Consider the following 15,517-nt stretch of genomic DNA (forward strand, 5'->3'; position numbering starts at 1 on the left):
GTCGCCGCCCTCGAAGGCAATCCGATGGCGAAAGCCGGACGTGGCGCACAGGCCCCTGCCGACGTCCTGCTGGGTGCCGGCGACGGCTCAGCCGTGCGAGGTTCTGCGCGGCCCGGCTGCCGGCGGCAGATCAAGGTGCAGGCCAAGCGACCACCCCAGCCTGCACGACGAGGGCGTCCGCCCCGCTCAGCCGCCTTCGCGGAAGCAGGTGCGCTGACGCTCGAGGCTGCTTTGCAGGTGCTCTCGCATGGACTGTGCGGCTCGGTCGGCGTTGCGCCTGAGTACGGCACGCAGGATGCGGTCGTGTTCGGCCACCGTCACCGGGCCCGCGCCTGCGATGGCGCTGAGGCGGAAGAGGTGGAGATGCGCATGGAGGCGCTCGACGGCGTCCGCGAGCAGGCCGCGACCTGACGCCGCGGTGAGCGCGTCGTGAAACTGCTGGTCGAGGGCCGCGAACCGCCCGTACACGGCGTAGCTCTCGCCTTCTTCGGGCTCGCGCCGCATCTCCTCCATGAGCCCTTCGATCCGGTCCAGTTGGGCTTCACTGGCCCTCTCGGCCGCCAGCGCCGCGGCGTGCGGTTCCAGCAGCAGCCGCATTTCGAAGAGCTCCTCGATGCCCTCGAGGGTGAGGAGGTCGGTGGCACGGTAGCCGGCGAGGGACCGCTTGGTGACCAGCCCGTCCGCCTCGAGCCGGGCGAGAGCTTCGCGAACCGGCGTCGGTGACACCTCGAGGGTACGGGCGAGAGCCTCGATGCCCACCCGGGCTCCGGGCTTGATCCCGTGGTCCATCACCATCGCCTTGATGGCCTCGTACACGCTGTCGGCCAGGACCTGGCGCTGAGGGAGGGCTGGGGGCGCCGGGACCGCGTCGGTGGCCGCGCTGTCCGGTCCTGGGCCGTGATGCTTCTCCGACAGCATGGCCTGCCACCTCTCTTTGAGTGCTCCGGACCACGTGGTCCTACGAATCATATAGGATTTCTGGGCTGCGGGCCGTGGCGCTATTCCATCAGGAACACCTGCTCCATGGGCGTCCACCAGTCGTCCGGTCCGGCTTCTTCCACCGGTTGCTGGCAGGGGCCGGTGACTTTCCACCACGCCTGGGTCGCCTCATCCGCGGCCATGAGGGCGAGATCCGCCGCCAGGTCGTCGCCGTGGTACTCGAAGTAGCTGAATATCCGGTCGCCGAGGACGTGGATCGAGTAGTTGGAGATCCGGCTGCGCCGCAGTTGCTCCAGTACCGGTTCAGGGACGTTGCGGTGCAGCTCGCAGTATTCGGCGAGCTTCTCTGGACGGACACGGATCACCTGCGCCATGCGCTTCATGTGTCCGCCCTCACCTGTGAGGTGTGGCCCGAGGCCTGCGGTGCGTTCCACTGTCCGTGGATGAGCCGGATGACCTGGCCGCTCATCCGCTCGTAGTCGTGTTCGTTCCTGACCTCTCCCCGGATCCGGTAGTCCGCCATGACGACGATGCGATCGGCCAGCGTCACCATCTCGCCGAGGTCGCTGCTGATCAGCAGGATGGGCAGGCCGTCACGGGCGAGCTCCCAGATCAGTTCGTGGAAGGCATGCTTGGTGCGGACGTCGACGCCGACGGTCGGTTCGTCGACGACCAGCAGACGGGTCTCCACCGCCAGCCACTTGGCGAGGCTCACCTTCTGCTGATTGCCGCCGGACAGCTCGCCGGCGCTCTGTTCCAGTGAGGCGATGCGGATGCCGAGCCGTTCCACGAGGTCGTCGGCGACGCTTCTCTCCCGCTTGTCGGAGACGTATCCCAGTGCCTGCGCCAGTCTCCTCCACACCGTGACGGTGATGTTCCGCAGAATCGGCTGCTCGAGAAAGACGCCTTCCTCCTTTCGATTCTCGGTGAGATAGCCGATGCCGTATTCGTGCAGCGCATGCCGTGGAGAGGAGATCTTCGCCGGCTCGCCGTGGACGCGGACTTCTCCGGCGGTGACGCGGTCGAGACCGAGGACAGCTTTGACCAGTTCGCTGCGGCCGGCGCCGACCAGGCCGTACAGCCCAACGATCTCTCCGGCTCCCACCTCGAGACGGATGTCCGCGTGGCCGGCGGCGGTGGCCACACCGGTGAGGGAGAGCGCGGGCCCCGCGGTCGCATCCACCGTCCGCGGGGAGAGTACGGCCGCCGCATGAGTGCGGCCCACCATCAGACTCACGATGTCGTCGTGCGTGTGCTCGGAGAGCGGGGCCGACTGCAACACGGAGTGACCGTCGCGCAGCACAGTGACGGTGTCGCTCACCGCGAACACTTCCTCCAGTTTGTGGCTGACGAAGACGACACAAGTACCCCGGGCCGTCAGCCGCCGGATCACGTCGAAGAGCCGCTCGGCTTCCTGCGGCGAGAGAGACGCGGTCGGTTCGTCCAGGAGGAGTACCCGGCTGTCGGTGTGGAGGGCCTTGGCTATCTCGACCAACTGCTGCTGGGCGACGGAGAGTTCACTGACCGGGGTGTGCGGGTTGATGTCGAGCCCGAGTTCCCCGAGGCAGCGCTCCACCGGGCTGGTCATGGCCGCGCGGTCGATGAGGCCGCGGCGTGACGGCGGCTTTTGGAGCGTGATGTTCTCCGCCACGGAGAAGGCGGGAATCAGATTGCGCTCCTGGTGCACCACGCCGATGCCGGTGCGCGTGGCATCCAACGGGGTCCGCAGGTGCACCTCGCTGCCGCGCCACAACAGGCGGCCGCCGTCCGGGGCGTGGACCCCGGTCAGTACCTTGATCAGGGTGGACTTGCCCGCGCCGTTCTCGCCCAGCAGGGCGTGCACGGATCCTGCCGTCAGGCGCAGTGCCACCCTGTCCAGGGCGCGCACTCCGGGGAAGACCTTGACGATGTCCTCGCACTCGAGCAGTACGTCGCTCACTGGGCACCACCTGTGCTCGGCAGAGTGTTGGCAGGCGCCGCCCGGTTGTCGGGGGGCGTGGGCGGTTGCCGGTCATGGGTCCGGCGTGTGGTGCTGAGGTGTGCCTGGTGGAGGCGGCCACCGACGACTGTGGCCAGCACGACCACGCCGATGAGGAAGTTGACCCAGCTCGGGTCGAGCGAGAACTGGGCACGTGCCGTGTCGATGAGCCGCATGACGAAGGCGGCCAGTACGGTCCCAAGGACGGCCACCGACCCACCGGTCAGGGCCACACCGCCGATGATGGGGGCCGCGAAGCTGGGCAGGAGCCAGTCGCCGCCGACGCTGCGATTGACCCCGGGCAGCGACGCGGTGGCGGTCAGTGCGGCCACTCCGATCAGGAGTCCGGACAGCGTGTGCGCCAATACGATCTGGCGGTCGGTGGAGATGCCCGAGAGCCGCGCGGCCAGCGGGTTGCCGCCCGCCGCGAGGAGCCGCCGTCCCGCGATGCCCCGGTGCATGAACACTGCGAGGAGAGCGGCCACGACCACCGCCGTGACAAAGACGAGCGGGATGTTGACGGGCGCGGCCGTGCCCAGATCGCGCAGGGTGGCGGAGTAGCCGTCGATGGTACGTGTCCCGGCCAGCCGGTACTGCGCCCCCAGAAGGATGGTCATGGTGCCGAGCGTGACGATGAACCCGTTGATACGGGTGACCACGATGAACAGACCGGTGAGAGCGCCGATCGCCGTGGCCGTCAGTACTCCGATCGCTACGGCAGGTCCCGCCGGTATGCCGGCGTCGGCCATGAGAACTCCCATGGCGCAGGCGGTGAATCCTCCCAGAGCGCCGACCGCGAGATTGAGCTGTCCGACGCACAGGGCGACCATCTGAGCCAGGCCGATGAGGATGGGGGTCGCCAGATACTGCAGGAACGTCCGGACCGAGTTGCCTTCGAAGAACGAGCCGGACGATGCCACACCCAGACCGATGTACCCGGCCACGACGACGCCGAGCAGGGTCACGGAGGTGGAGCGGGAGAAGCGTCGCAGTGCGGGGACGGTCTCGGCCGCCCAGGCGCGGGGGAACGTCATGTCGAGCGCACCACCTTTCGGTAGGTGACGACGTTGCGCACCCGGTCGGCTGACAGGGCCAGCAGCAGGACGCAACCGAGGTAGATGTTGAGGCTCTCCAGGCCCACGCCGAGCAGATCGAGGCCCTTTCGGATGACGCCGACCAGAGAGGTGCCCACCAGTGCGCCGAGGACCGACACGACGCCACCGGTGAGCAGGGTGCCGCCGAGGACCGCTCCGAGGAACGAAGGCAGCATGAAGTCGTCTCCGATGGAGGCGCGGAAGGTTCCCGTGCTGACGGCGGCCATGAACCCGGCAAGCGCGGCCAGCAAACCCGACAGCATGTGTGCCGTGATGACGCGGCGCGCGGTGGGTATGCCCGACAGCTCAGCGGCGGCCGGATTGGCGCCGGTCAGCAGGAGCTCCCTTCCGGTACGGGTGTAGCGGTAGAGGAAGCCGAGCCCGAGGACGGCCAGGACGGTGAACTGGGCCATTTGCGGGATCGCCGGTGAGCCGCAGAGCGGCCCGACGCAGATGTCGGCGAGCGAGTACTGGCGAAGCTCTGCCAGACCGGACGGTGTGCTGGTGAAGGCAGCGTTCTGGGTGAGTGCGGAGTACAGCAGGGAGACGAGCCCGAGGAGGGCGAAGTCCATGGCGAGCGTCACGACGAAGGAGCTCACGCCGGTGCGGGCGATGATCCATCCGGTAAGGGCGCCGATCAGGGATCCTGCCACCAGGCAGACCAACAGGCCCACCGGCAGCGGGAGAGCGAGCCGGTCGTAGCCGAACCCGGCGAACAGAGCGCCGAACGAGGCCATGCGGCCCACCGCCAGGTTCATGTGCCCGACGGACAGGACGACCATCTGGGCCAGTGCCACCACGGTAAGCGTCGAGATGTCACGCAACAGCGGGAAGAGTACGAGTCTGGCGTCGAAAAAGGCCGGGCGCAGCAGGCCGAAGAGCATGACGAGCGCAACGACGAGAACGAGCAGACCCAGCTGCTGATTGGCCAGGGAGCGCCAGCGGGGTGTCCGGCGGCGGGGCGCCGGTGGCCGGTCTGTGTCCGTGGGGGGCGGGGAGGTCGTGGTCATGCCACTCTCCGGTCGTCGATGGCGTCGTGGTCCCAGTCAATGCCGATGCCCGGCTGGTCCGGAGCCACCGCTCGTCCGTCGCGCACCGTCAGTTCGGTGCGGGTGACCGCCCTCAGCTGCGGGATGTACTCGACGTACATGCCGTTGGGCACCGCGGCCGCGAGGCTGACGTGCAGCTCCATCAGGAAGTGGGGGCAGACCATGACGTTGTACGCCTCGGCCATGTGGGCGACCTTCAGCCAGGGGGTGATGCCTCCGACGCGTGCCGCATCGACCTGCACCACGGAGGTGGCTCCGGCCTCCAGGTACTGACGGAACTGGGTGAGCGAGTAGAGGGACTCCCCCACGGCGATCGGGACGTTGGTCGCGCGGGCCAGTCGCGCATGGCCGCTCACGTCGTCCGCCGGCATCGGTTCTTCGAACCAGAACGGTCCATGAGGTTCGAGCGCCGAGGCCAGCTGCACGGCCGAGGACATCGTCTGGGACTGGTTGGCGTCCGTCATGATGTGCAGCGCGGGCCCGACGGCCTCGCGGACCGCGCGCAGCCGTTCCACATCCTCGGCTATGTGCGGCTTACCCACCTTGATCTTGACGCCGGCCCACTGGGCCTCGCGAGCCTGCACCGCCGACTTGACCAGGTCGTCGGTGCTCAGATGCAACCAGCCGCCTTCGGTGTCGTACAGCGGTATCTCCTGGCGGTGGCCGCCTGCCAGCCGCCACAACGGCTCGTCCGCCCGTTTGCATCTCAGGTCCCACAGGGCGGTGTCGACCGCGGCGAGGGCGAGCGAGGTGATGGCCCCGACGGCGGTCGCCCGCGTCAGGGCGAACAGCCGCTGCCAAAGGGCCTCGACGTTACGGGCGTCCTGACCGGGCAGAGCAGGAAGCAGATGGTCGCGCAGCAGCGCCAGCACCGAGGAGCCGCCGGTGCCGATGGTGTAGCTGTAGCCCATGCCCGCGAGGCCGTCGTCTGTGGCGATGTCGACGAAGACCGTCTCCTGTTTGATGAAGGCCTGGACGGCATCGGTGCGGTTCTGCTCCACCGGGATGTCGACCAGCCTGGCCGTAGCGGTCGTGATGATACTCATGGAGTCCGGCTCTCTGGGGTCCGTAGCGGTATTTGCTCAGCAGGTCCGTCACAACGGTCGGGTCAGCCGCTCCGTCGCGACGTTCGGGTCAGCCGCAGCTGAGGAGTTTGTCGGCGAACTGTTTCTTGAGCTCATCGGTTTTGCTCTGCCTGTCCTTGTCGTAGGACGCAGCATTCGCCTTGGTGACCACGAAGGATCCGGAGTCCACCGCCGTGCCCGGGCTGCGCATCGTGCACTGCTTGCTCTGCAGCAACGCGAGCACCCAGGCGCCCACCTCCGCCTGGCCCGCGGGGTTCTGTACGACCGTGGCGCTGACGGAGCCGTTGTTGATCGAGCTGATGATCTTGGCATCGTCGTCGATGGCCACGACCTTCGCCGACGATCCCGAACGCCTGACCGCTTCGGCGGCGGCGACCGCCGGGTTGTAGGCGGTGGTGACGATGCCCTGGATCTCCTTCCCCTTGGCGGCCAGGAGGTCGGACACCGCCTTCTGCGCGGTCTGCAGGTCCTTGTCGATGTCGGTGACCGTCTGCAGGAGTTTCACCTTGCCCTGGGTCTCCTTCACCGCCCTGGCCACGCCTTTGATCCGGAGCTGGGTGTTGGCGTCCACGTTGTTGCCGGTCAGATGGACCACGGTTCCTGAGCCGCCCATGGCGTCGATGGCGGCGATGGCGGCGCGGTAGGCCGCGAGCTCGACGTTCGTGGACAGACAGAAGTCGGCTTTGTTCACCTCACCCGCCGGGCACGAGCCGAGCGAAGCCACGGCGAAACCCTGCGACTTGAGGTCGGAGAAGGTGGTGTTGATGTCGGTCGGCGAGACGCCGAAGACTCCGAACGCGTTGTAACCGCGCGCCGCGAGCGTGGACAGGAGGTTGTTCTGCTTCTGCTGATCCCACTCCGCCGTCTCGTCGAACGTCACACCCCCGAGGCCGTATTCGCCACGCGCGGCGGCTCCCGCCGTCTTCCACGGCTGGAAGTACGGATGAGCGCCGCCCGGGACAAGTGCGACCTTGGTGGCGGAGCCGTCCGCCAGTTGAGCCGTCCCGTTTCCCGCGCGCTGCGCGGGAGCCGCGTTCCCGCCGGCCGACTCCCCGGAGTTCTTCACCGTGCATGCCGCCGAAGCACCGGTGAGGACCGCCACGGCGACGACACTGGACAAGAGGGGTCTAATCCGGAGATATGACATGAAAACTCCCTCGAGATTCAATAGGATCTTCGCGGGGAGATGCTGCGCCAGGCGTTGGTTCGCGTCAAGACATCTGACAAAAATGAGGGGCGGAAGCGACCGTCAGGGCCTGTTGTGGCACATCAGGAGGCTTCCCGTCGCGCAGGAGGACCGCCGCTGCAGCCATACCAGCCCGAGATCCGCGCATCAAAATCCCATAGGAAACAGGCCGAGGTCTGCGCCATCGACGACCGCCACCGGGAGCTTCCGCCAGAGGGAACCGGCCGCCACGCCCACGAGCCAAAGCAGCCCGTCGTCGGGCGCGCCCGGTTGCGCCGCATCGTGCGGGACCGCGGCACGCGGCCCGGGGGCGGCCGTCAAGGCCGGCAAGACCTGGGCGACTCGAACGACGGCAGCGCGCTCGAGTCCGGCGCGGTCGTCACCGACTGTGCCCTTCCTGGGACAGAGTTCCCCCACGTAAGCGCCCGCCGACACTTCTGGGCTGTGAGAGGACCCTTCTCAGCAGTTGTTGACGCGGTTTTCACGGCGCTGTGATCCGCGCTGCCTAACGTCCCCCCATGTCCAGTATTCGCAGCCTGTTGCCGTCGGCCGCGGCCGCACTCGCCCTCGCAGGCACTGTCTCGTGCCAGGTGACGGGCAAGGAAGCCGTCGCGGCCGAGTACTCCGGCAAGCCGCCTCACACGTCGGCTGTCAGCCCGGCCGAGCCCTCTCCTGCTCGCTCATCGCCGTCTGCCACGCCCTCGCCGGTGGACACCGACGAAACAGTGGGCAAGGCGTTGGACGCCTTGCCCGACGGCCCCGGCAGTTACACAATCGCCATGGCGGATCTCGACGGCCGGGACTCCGTCGTATACGGCGCGGACGCGGGCGGCTATGACACCGCGAGCATCGTCAAAGTCGACATCCTTGCGACCCTGCTGCTTCGGGCCCAGAGTCGCGGAACGTCGCTCACCACAGAGCAGAAGCGGCTGGCCACCGCGATGATCCGCAGCAGTGACAATGAGGCGACGGACGCGCTCTGGCAGACCATCGGGGGCGCCCAGGGCCTCGACGCCGCGAACGAACGTCTGGGTCTGAAGGCGACCGTCGCGGGTGAGACCGGGCGGTGGGGGCTGACGCAGACCACCGCCGCGGACCAGCTGATCCTCCTGAAGGCGGTCTTCGGCGACGAATCCCCGCTCACCTCCGTCTCGCGCAGCTTCGTCCAGTCGCTGATGAGCGATGTCGTGACGGCCCAGCGGTGGGGGATATCCGCGGCCGCCGAGGTCGAGAACACCGTGGCGCTGAAGAACGGCTGGCTGCCACGTACGGCGACGGGGCTGTGGGACGTCAACAGCATCGGCCGTATCGAGTACGAGGGCCGCACCCTCCTCGTTGCGGTCCTGTCCGACGGGCAACCGTCGCAGCAGGCCGGCATCGACCTCGTGGAGCAGGTCGCGACCACCGCGGTGAAGGCCCTCGTCACCGCCGCATAGGTGTGCGGACGGCCAAGTGCGCTGTCGGACGCGGAAGGCCCCTTACGACCGCCAGGACCATCACTGCGAGCGCACCAGTGGCCGAGGGCGTAGCCGAGGCTGTCGCCCGTGATGCCGCCGCCGATCACGGCGGCGGTCAGCAAGTGCGTCCGGGGCACCCGCACCGTGCTCACGGTGCAGAACATCTCGTTGCCGCACCGGTGGGGTCGGGGGCGGGTAACCCCATGCGGGGTGCGGCTCGCGGAGGACCGTCACGGGCTCGCTGTCGCAGTCGGAGGTGGCCGACATGCCTGGGCGGAGGCTCAGCTGCCCGAGTCGGAGACGACGGCGTTGCGCCAGACAGTCAGGTCCAGAGTCATGTAAGTACTGGGCGAATCCTCGGCCGAGAAGCCCTGAACCGTCACGAGGCCCATGTGCCCCGTACCTGTGGTGACGCAGACCTGCCGCCCCTTGGAGAGTTTGTTCAGATAGACGGTCCTGGTGAACCGTGTGTCCGCGCGGCAGGCGGCGAGCGATCCCTCCTGCCCCGGATCGAGCAGCACCAGGTTTCCGTCCAGGCTTTCCGCGTCGAGGTATCCGCCGGTGTCGTAGGAAAGTTCGTAGCCGCCGTCCTCGCCCTCCTGGGGCCGGACGTTGTCGTCCCCGAGCGTCAGGTGGTAGCCGGCTGTGAGGTTGATGCCCTTGTAGTCGGCGGGCTTCGGCGCGGGCTTGGCGTCCGGCTTCGGGTCGGCCTCCTGGCTCCCATTGCTCTGCTGCTTGCCCTGCGAGGAGCCCCCGCCCTGCGTCTGTTGCCCCTCGTCCTTGCGCAGGACGTACGCCGTGCCAACCGCGACACCGAAGATCAGCGCGGCGGCGAGGGCGATAACCGTGCCCCGCTTGCCCGCACTCTTCGGGGGCCGGGGCGCCGGGGGCATGGGGTGTCCGGGGTACATCTGCGCGTGCGTCGGGACCTGGGTCGGGGCGTAGGCGTGGGCCTGGGTCGGGTAGCCGTGGGCCTGCGCCGGGACGGGCGTGTGGTACTGCTGACGGGGCCGAGGGGGCTGGTGCGTCCCCGGCAGGCCGTAGCCCGGGGGTGGGGTGGCCGGGGACACCGGCGCGGTGGGCGAGTAGGCCGCGGACGGGGCGGAGGACGGGGGCGGCGGGGTCTGGACCGGGGCGGGGGCCGCCGCGCGTACCGTGATGTCGGCGGTGACCGAGGCCGGCAGCCAGTCCTCGGGGCGGCGCAGCACCGTCTCCGCGTTCGCGGACTGGCAGAGCCCGATGATGTCAGTGATCGACGGCCTGGCCTCAGGGTCCTTGGCGAGGCAGCGGGTGACCAGCTCCGTCAGTCGCTCCGGGACCCCGGTGAGGTCGGGCTCCTCATGGACGATCCGGTAGAGCACGCCGTGGGAGGTCCCCTCGCCGAAAGCCGGGGATCCCGTCGCCGCGTACGCCGCGACCTGGCCGAGCGCGAAGATGTCGGTGGCCGGGGTCACCCTGCGCCCCGCGGCCTGCTCAGGGGCCATGAACGATGGGGTGCCGATGGTGACACCGCTGCCGGTGAGCGAGGTCGCGTCGGCGGCGTAGGCGATACCGAAGTCGATGACGCGGGGGCCGTCGGCGGCAAGCAGCACATTGGACGGCTTGAGGTCGCGGTGCACGATGCCCGCGCCGTGGATGACGTGCAAGGCCTCGGCCATGCCGGCGATCAGCAGTAGCACCGCATCGACAGGCAGCGCCCCGTGCGCGACGACCGCATCGGCGAGCGAAGGGCCCGGCACGTACGCAGTGGCCAGCCAGGGCTGCGCGCCGTCGGTGTCGGCGTCGATGACGGGCGCGGTGAACAGGCCCTGTACGCGCTGCGCGGACTGCACTTCCTGGGCGAACCGGCGGCGGAACTCGGGGTCCTCCCCGAATTCGGGCCGGATCACCTTGATGGCCACGGGCCGCCCGCCGGGCGTGTACGACAGATACACCTTGCCCATGCCGCCCGCACCGAGCTTGGCGGCCAGCCGGTACCCGGCAATCGTGGTCGGGTCATCTCCCGCAAGCGGCTGGAAGACCTGAGAGGCACTGCCCCGGTCCGGCTGCTGACCACTCATCAACTCATGCCCCCCACACACAGAACACCGATATCGAACGGCACCCTATCCAAGGACGGGCCGTCGGCGCCTGTTCCGATGCGGTATGCAGAACTGGGCCCGCGCTACCGGCGGAGCAGCCCTGCGGAGTGAAGGCCCTCTCGCCTTCAGCGACCTGCCGCACGGCACCATGCCGACCTCAACCGCCCCTGTGTGACAGGGACTCAGGCAACACCAGCAAAATATCCATGCAATCAGATGAGTACACAGCAAAGTTAACGTTTTGCAGTTGTTCCCCCGTTGCAAGGAGTCACGTGAATACCAGTGGTTTCCCACTCAATCCTCGTAAGAACAACCATTCCCGGTTGAGCCGCCGTTCTCTGCTCGCGGGCAGCGCCGTGGTCCTCGGGACCGCCGTCGGCAGCGCCGTACCCGACGCCGCAGCGGCTGAGTCGGGCCGCACCGCGAAGGCGGCGCGCGGCGGGAAGCCGAAGTTCCACTTGAGGTCGCGCCCGGAGACCGTGCACTGGGGGTACTTTGACGCCGCACTCCCGCCCGTGCTGCACGTCCAGCCCGGCGACGTCGTCACCATCGACACGCTCTCCCACCAGGGGATGATCAACGGCACCGACCCGGCGACCTTCTTCGGCTCGTACGGCATCAAGCGTGGCGACGTGCTCCAGGACGCCGTCGACGTCTACGCCGCGAAGCAGCCGGAGCCCGGTTTCAGCGCGCACGTACTGACCGGCCCGGTCTATGTCGAGGGCGCCGAGCCCGGCGACGTCCTCGAGATCCGTATCCTCGACTCCCACGCCCGTGTTCCGTACGGCGTCAACAGGACGGGACCGGGAACCGGCGTCCTGCCCGACCTGCTGAAGGAGCCCTCGACCAAGGTCATCAAGCTCGACCTGAAGAAGATGCTCGCCGCGGTGACCGACGACGTGCACGTCCCCATCAACTGTTTCCAGGGCATCATGAGCACCGCGCCAGCGCCCGAGTTGGGGAAAGTGAGTTCGCGTCCACCCGGCGCCTTCGGCGGCAACATGGACCTGCGTGACCTCACCGCGGGGTGCACGCTCTACCTGCCCGTCTTCAACGACGGCGCGCTGTTCTCCACCGGCGACGGACACAGCGCACAGGGCGACGGCGAGGTCGACGGCACCGCGATCGAGACGTCCCTGACGAGCACGTTCCAGTTCTTCGTCCACAAGGGCGTCAACGCGCCGTGGCCGATGGCCGAGAGCCGGACGCACTTCATCAGTATGGGATTCGACGCCGACCTGGACACCGCCCTGGCCATCTCGCTTCAGGAAGCCGTCAACTTCCTGCAGACGCACATGGATCTCAGCGCCGCGGACGCCTACACGCTGTGCAGCGTGGCGGTGGACTTCGAGATCGCCGAGGCCGTCAACGCCACGAAGGTCGTCCACGGCAAGATCCCCAAGGCGGTCTTCAAGAACGTGCCGCGCTACTGGGCGGACTGACCCTGGTGCGGGCTGCGGGAGGCCTCAGCTGAGCGCCTCCCGCAGCCGCGCCGCACGGCGGCACCAGCGAGGCGCTCGCGGTACCTCGAACTGCCGCGCTGAGGCCGCGTCATTCCGCGTCGAATAGACGAGCACCCTCCGCCGGCTCTGGGCGGGGTTCGGTTCCTCGGCGAGCGCAGTGAGGGCCCCGGCCCAGTGTGACCCCATCGGGTGGACAGGAGCCCTCTCGTCACACCTGGGGCAGGAGCGCTCGCAGTTGCTGATTGCCGGGCACGGTGCCGTGGCGGACGCCGCGGGCCTCGTCGGCGCCATCATCACGCCGACCCCGCTGGCGCTCCGGGCCTCCACCTGAGACGGAGCGTCCTCACGCCATCTTCTGCGCCGCACCGCGGATCGCCTCGCGGATCCGGAAGTACGTGCCGCACCGGCAGACGTTCGCGATCGTGTCGATGTCCGCGTCCGTCGGGTTCTTCGTACGCTTCAGCAGAGCCACCGCGGCCATGATCTGACCAGGCTGGCAGAAGCCGCACTGCGCCACGTCCTGCTCCAGCCAGGCCTCCTGGACCGGGTGCAGGTCCTCCCCGTCCGCCAGGCCCTCAATGGTGGTGACCTCACGGCCGGCCGCCTCGGAGACCGGGACGACGCAGGGCCGGATCTCCTCGCCGTCCAGATGGCTGGTGCAGGCCTTGCAGACGTCGATGCCGCAACCGTACTTGGGACCGCGGATGCCGAGCAGGTCGCGCAGGGCCCACAGCAGGGGCAGGTCATCGGGCGCGTCGACGGTGACCGACTGCCCGTTGACGGTGAAGGTATGGGACGGCACGGAGGGCTCCAGGGACCTAGCGGGGGAACGGGGTGAAGTCGACGTCGAAATTGACCGGGAAGCGGCGGGGCCGGGTGCCTGTCGCCCGTGCGTAGGCGTTGGCGATCGCGCCGACTGCCGCCGGGACTCCCAGCTCTCCCGCGCCGCCCGGCTCGCCGGTGGCCGGGAGCACAAAGATCCGTACGTCCGGCGGTGTGTCCTTCTGCCGGGCATAGTGGAATTGCGAGTAACTGCCCTCCATGGGCAGCCCTCTGTCGATGTGCAGCCCGGCACGCAGGGTGGTGGAGATGGCGTCCGTCAGCCCGCCCAGCATCTGCGCCTCCAGACCGCGAGGGTTGACCGGCCGGCCGACGTCGACTGCGATTACCGCCTTGGTGACGCGCGGACGCTTCGGGTCGCGCGCGTCGATCTCGACGAGGCAGGCGGTACGGGACTTGTACTCCTCGTGGAAACCTACGCCCTGCGCACAGCCGGCCGGCATCGTCCGGCCCCAGTCGCCCTCCGCGGCCACCTTGTCGAGCACCGCACGCTGCGCGGCGGACTTCAGGAACGTACGGCGGAAGGCCACCGGGTCCTTGCCGAGCTTCGCGGCCAGTTCGTCGACGACAATCTCCTCCGCACCGCGGGTGTTCGCCGAGTACACCGAACGCCAGGAGGCGGTGGGCATCTTCAGCGGTACCTCGGTCAGCAGCTGGGTGGTGAGGCCGAAGTGGTACGGCGACTTGACCGTTGTCAGGAAGACCGTCTGCGCGAAGCCCGCGTTGCCGATGCCCGGCGGCAGCTTCGCGGCGGTCGCGGTGAGGATCTCGCCGAGGCCGTGCCGGAAGTCGGTCTCCACAGCCGCCACCCGGTGCTCGAAGGAGAGCACCTGGCCGAGTGCGAAGGTGGCGCGGATCTTGTGGTGGGTGGCCGGGCGCATCCGGCCGTGCCGCATGTCGTCGACACGGGGCCACATGAGCCGGACCGGTCGCCCGCTGGCCTTGGACACCTGGGCGGCTTCGAGCGCCGCGTCGAAGAACAGCCGCCGTCCGAACGAGCCGCCCGCCTGCACCACATGGACGGTGACCTTGTGCACCGGCAGTCCGACGGCCGCCGCGATGGTCTGCTGGGCGACGATCGGCGACTTGAGCCCGGACCAGATCGTCGCCCGGTCGGAGCGAACGTCCGCGACGGCGGAGTTGGTCTCCAGCGGTGCGTGGCTGACGAACGCGAAGTCGAACTCCGCGTCGATGTGATCGGTGAGCAGCGGCGGCACCACCAGGGGCGCGGTCGCCGCCCTCAGCCGGGCGCGGATGCCGTCGTCGGACAGGGTGTCGACGGTGCCGGGCCCCCAGGAGACCTCGAGTGCGTCCTTGGCCACCAGGGCCTGTCCAAAGGTCTCCGCGACGACGGCCACGCCGGTGGGGATGACCACGATGTCCAGGACGCCGGACAGAGCACGCACCGCGGCTTCGTTGGGGACCGCCTGCACGGTCCCGCCGAGGGTCGGCGGCCGGCGCAGTACACACGGCTTGGCTCCCGGCACATCGAGATCGAGGGTGTACTCCTGACGGCCGGTGACCATCGCCCGCGCGTCTGTACGGGAGTTCGGGGTGCCCACGAGTGTGTGCGCGGACTCCGGCTTGGGGGCCGCGGTCAGCGCGCCGAGAGCCGGTGCGGCGGCCGCTGCGGCGAGCGAGCCGTACGGGGCGGTGAGCCCGTCGGGTGCGACGACCGAGCCGTCGCGGGTGATCAGCCCACGGGCCGGGATGCCCCACCGCTCGGCGGCGGCCGCCACAAGGCGCGCCCGGGCAGTCGCGGCGGTGTGCCGGACCGGATCGTACAGCGAGCGGATCGAGTTGGAGCTGCCGGTGAGCTGATTGAAGAGCAACTCTGGCCGCGCGTCGTCCAGTTCGATACGGATCCGGCTCAGCGGTACGTCAAGCTCCTCGGCCACGAGCATCGCCACAGCCGTGGTCAGCCCCTGCCCGACCTCCTCCCGGGGCAGCCGGAACCACACCGTGCCGTCCTCGTCGACCCGCAGGACCAGCAGGCCGGCCGTCGGCGCGCCCGCGAGGATCAGGACGTCGCCGAGGTCAACCAGGTCGGCGGGGGCCGGCGGGGTGGGGACGACGGCGTGTACCGCTGACGGGGCGGCGGCATCCAGGCCGAACCTCGTGGCCACCGCAAGGGTCGGCGCCGCGACCAGGTAGGTGAGGAACCGGCGCCTGCCGTGATCCGCCATGAGTGCCCGCCCGTCGCCCGCCCACCGCCCCAAGATGATCTCTGGGGGCTACCGGCAGGCAGCGTACAGACATCACACCCCGCCCCGGTAGGGGGCGGCGGCTACCGAATCACCGGCGGACGAGTATGTTCCACTCCCCGCCGCGCCGGCGGCCGTGCA

12 protein-coding genes are annotated in these 15,517 nt (G+C 69.0%); 2 read left to right on the plus strand and 10 right to left on the minus strand.

Features of this window, described 5'->3' with window-relative positions:
- Positions 1-186 precede the first annotated feature (186 nt).
- The 7 genes from ACWDO5_RS23890 to ACWDO5_RS23920 form a co-directional block, all read right to left on the minus strand.
- Positions 187-918, minus strand: coding sequence for a GntR family transcriptional regulator (locus ACWDO5_RS23890; RefSeq protein WP_450532378.1), 732 nt, complete (start codon positions 916-918; stop codon positions 187-189).
- An 80-nt stretch (positions 919-998) separates the two neighbouring features.
- A complete protein-coding gene (locus ACWDO5_RS23895) occupies positions 999-1,322 on the minus strand; it encodes an L-rhamnose mutarotase (RefSeq protein ID WP_450532379.1) in 324 nt (107 codons plus the stop codon).
- Entirely contained in the window at positions 1,319-2,878 is a 1,560-nt protein-coding gene (locus ACWDO5_RS23900) for a sugar ABC transporter ATP-binding protein (RefSeq protein WP_450532380.1), read from the minus strand. The genes ACWDO5_RS23895 and ACWDO5_RS23900 overlap by 4 nt, the downstream gene beginning before the upstream one ends.
- Positions 2,875-3,951, minus strand: coding sequence for an ABC transporter permease (locus ACWDO5_RS23905; protein ID WP_450532381.1), 1,077 nt, complete (start codon positions 3,949-3,951; stop codon positions 2,875-2,877). Before ACWDO5_RS23905 ends, ACWDO5_RS23900 begins: the two co-directional genes overlap by 4 nt.
- The gene (locus tag ACWDO5_RS23910) at positions 3,948-5,021 is read right to left on the minus strand and encodes an ABC transporter permease (RefSeq protein WP_450532382.1); all 1,074 of its coding nucleotides are present in this window, start codon (positions 5,019-5,021) and stop codon (positions 3,948-3,950) included. The genes ACWDO5_RS23905 and ACWDO5_RS23910 overlap by 4 nt, the downstream gene beginning before the upstream one ends.
- Positions 5,018-6,106, minus strand: a complete 1,089-nt coding sequence (locus ACWDO5_RS23915) for a mandelate racemase/muconate lactonizing enzyme family protein (RefSeq protein WP_450532383.1) — start codon at positions 6,104-6,106, stop codon at positions 5,018-5,020. The genes ACWDO5_RS23910 and ACWDO5_RS23915 overlap by 4 nt, the downstream gene beginning before the upstream one ends.
- Positions 6,107-6,194: 88 nt before the next feature.
- Positions 6,195-7,292: a substrate-binding domain-containing protein gene (locus tag ACWDO5_RS23920; RefSeq protein WP_450532384.1), complete on the minus strand. Its 1,098-nt coding sequence runs from the start codon at positions 7,290-7,292 to the stop codon at positions 6,195-6,197.
- 557 nt (positions 7,293-7,849) lie between these two features.
- Here ACWDO5_RS23920 and ACWDO5_RS23925 point away from each other — a divergent pair.
- Positions 7,850-8,767: a serine hydrolase gene (locus ACWDO5_RS23925; RefSeq protein ID WP_450532385.1), complete on the plus strand. Its 918-nt coding sequence runs from the start codon at positions 7,850-7,852 to the stop codon at positions 8,765-8,767.
- Between the two features lie 302 nt (positions 8,768-9,069).
- Here the strand turns inward: ACWDO5_RS23925 and ACWDO5_RS23930 are convergent, their stop codons facing one another.
- Positions 9,070-10,848 carry a serine/threonine-protein kinase gene (locus tag ACWDO5_RS23930; protein ID WP_450532386.1) on the minus strand — a complete coding sequence of 593 codons (1,779 nt, stop codon included), beginning with the start codon at positions 10,846-10,848 and terminating at the stop codon, positions 9,070-9,072.
- 344 nt (positions 10,849-11,192) lie between these two features.
- On the opposite strand from ACWDO5_RS23930, the gene ACWDO5_RS23935 reads away from it, so the two are divergent.
- The gene (locus ACWDO5_RS23935) at positions 11,193-12,311 is read left to right on the plus strand and encodes an acetamidase/formamidase family protein (RefSeq protein ID WP_450532387.1); all 1,119 of its coding nucleotides are present in this window, start codon (positions 11,193-11,195) and stop codon (positions 12,309-12,311) included.
- A 364-nt stretch (positions 12,312-12,675) separates the two neighbouring features.
- Here the strand turns inward: ACWDO5_RS23935 and ACWDO5_RS23940 are convergent, their stop codons facing one another.
- Both ACWDO5_RS23940 and ACWDO5_RS23945 read right to left on the minus strand, forming a co-directional pair.
- The gene (locus ACWDO5_RS23940) at positions 12,676-13,134 is read right to left on the minus strand and encodes a (2Fe-2S)-binding protein (protein WP_450532388.1); all 459 of its coding nucleotides are present in this window, start codon (positions 13,132-13,134) and stop codon (positions 12,676-12,678) included.
- A 16-nt stretch (positions 13,135-13,150) separates the two neighbouring features.
- The gene (locus ACWDO5_RS23945; RefSeq protein ID WP_450532389.1) at positions 13,151-15,358 is read right to left on the minus strand and encodes a molybdopterin cofactor-binding domain-containing protein; all 2,208 of its coding nucleotides are present in this window, start codon (positions 15,356-15,358) and stop codon (positions 13,151-13,153) included.
- Positions 15,359-15,517: the final 159 nt, after the last annotated feature.

Source organism: Streptomyces sp. NPDC000880 (assembly GCF_053599675.1).

Excerpts from the sequence above, each read along its gene's own strand:
- ACWDO5_RS23930 (WP_450532386.1), bottom strand. The coding sequence starts at position 10,848 with ATGAGTGGTCAGCAGCCGGACCGGGGCAGTGCCTCTCAGGTCTTCCAG.
- ACWDO5_RS23890 (WP_450532378.1), bottom strand. The coding sequence starts at position 918 with ATGCTGTCGGAGAAGCATCACGGCCCAGGACCGGACAGCGCGGCCACC.
- ACWDO5_RS23910 (WP_450532382.1), bottom strand. The coding sequence starts at position 5,021 with ATGACCACGACCTCCCCGCCCCCCACGGACACAGACCGGCCACCGGCG.
- ACWDO5_RS23905 (WP_450532381.1), bottom strand. The coding sequence starts at position 3,951 with ATGACGTTCCCCCGCGCCTGGGCGGCCGAGACCGTCCCCGCACTGCGA.
- ACWDO5_RS23915 (WP_450532383.1), bottom strand. The coding sequence starts at position 6,106 with ATGAGTATCATCACGACCGCTACGGCCAGGCTGGTCGACATCCCGGTG.
- ACWDO5_RS23925 (WP_450532385.1), top strand. The coding sequence starts at position 7,850 with ATGTCCAGTATTCGCAGCCTGTTGCCGTCGGCCGCGGCCGCACTCGCC.
- ACWDO5_RS23895 (WP_450532379.1), bottom strand. The coding sequence starts at position 1,322 with ATGAAGCGCATGGCGCAGGTGATCCGTGTCCGTCCAGAGAAGCTCGCC.
- ACWDO5_RS23920 (WP_450532384.1), bottom strand. The coding sequence starts at position 7,292 with ATGTCATATCTCCGGATTAGACCCCTCTTGTCCAGTGTCGTCGCCGTG.
- ACWDO5_RS23945 (WP_450532389.1), bottom strand. The coding sequence starts at position 15,358 with ATGGCGGATCACGGCAGGCGCCGGTTCCTCACCTACCTGGTCGCGGCG.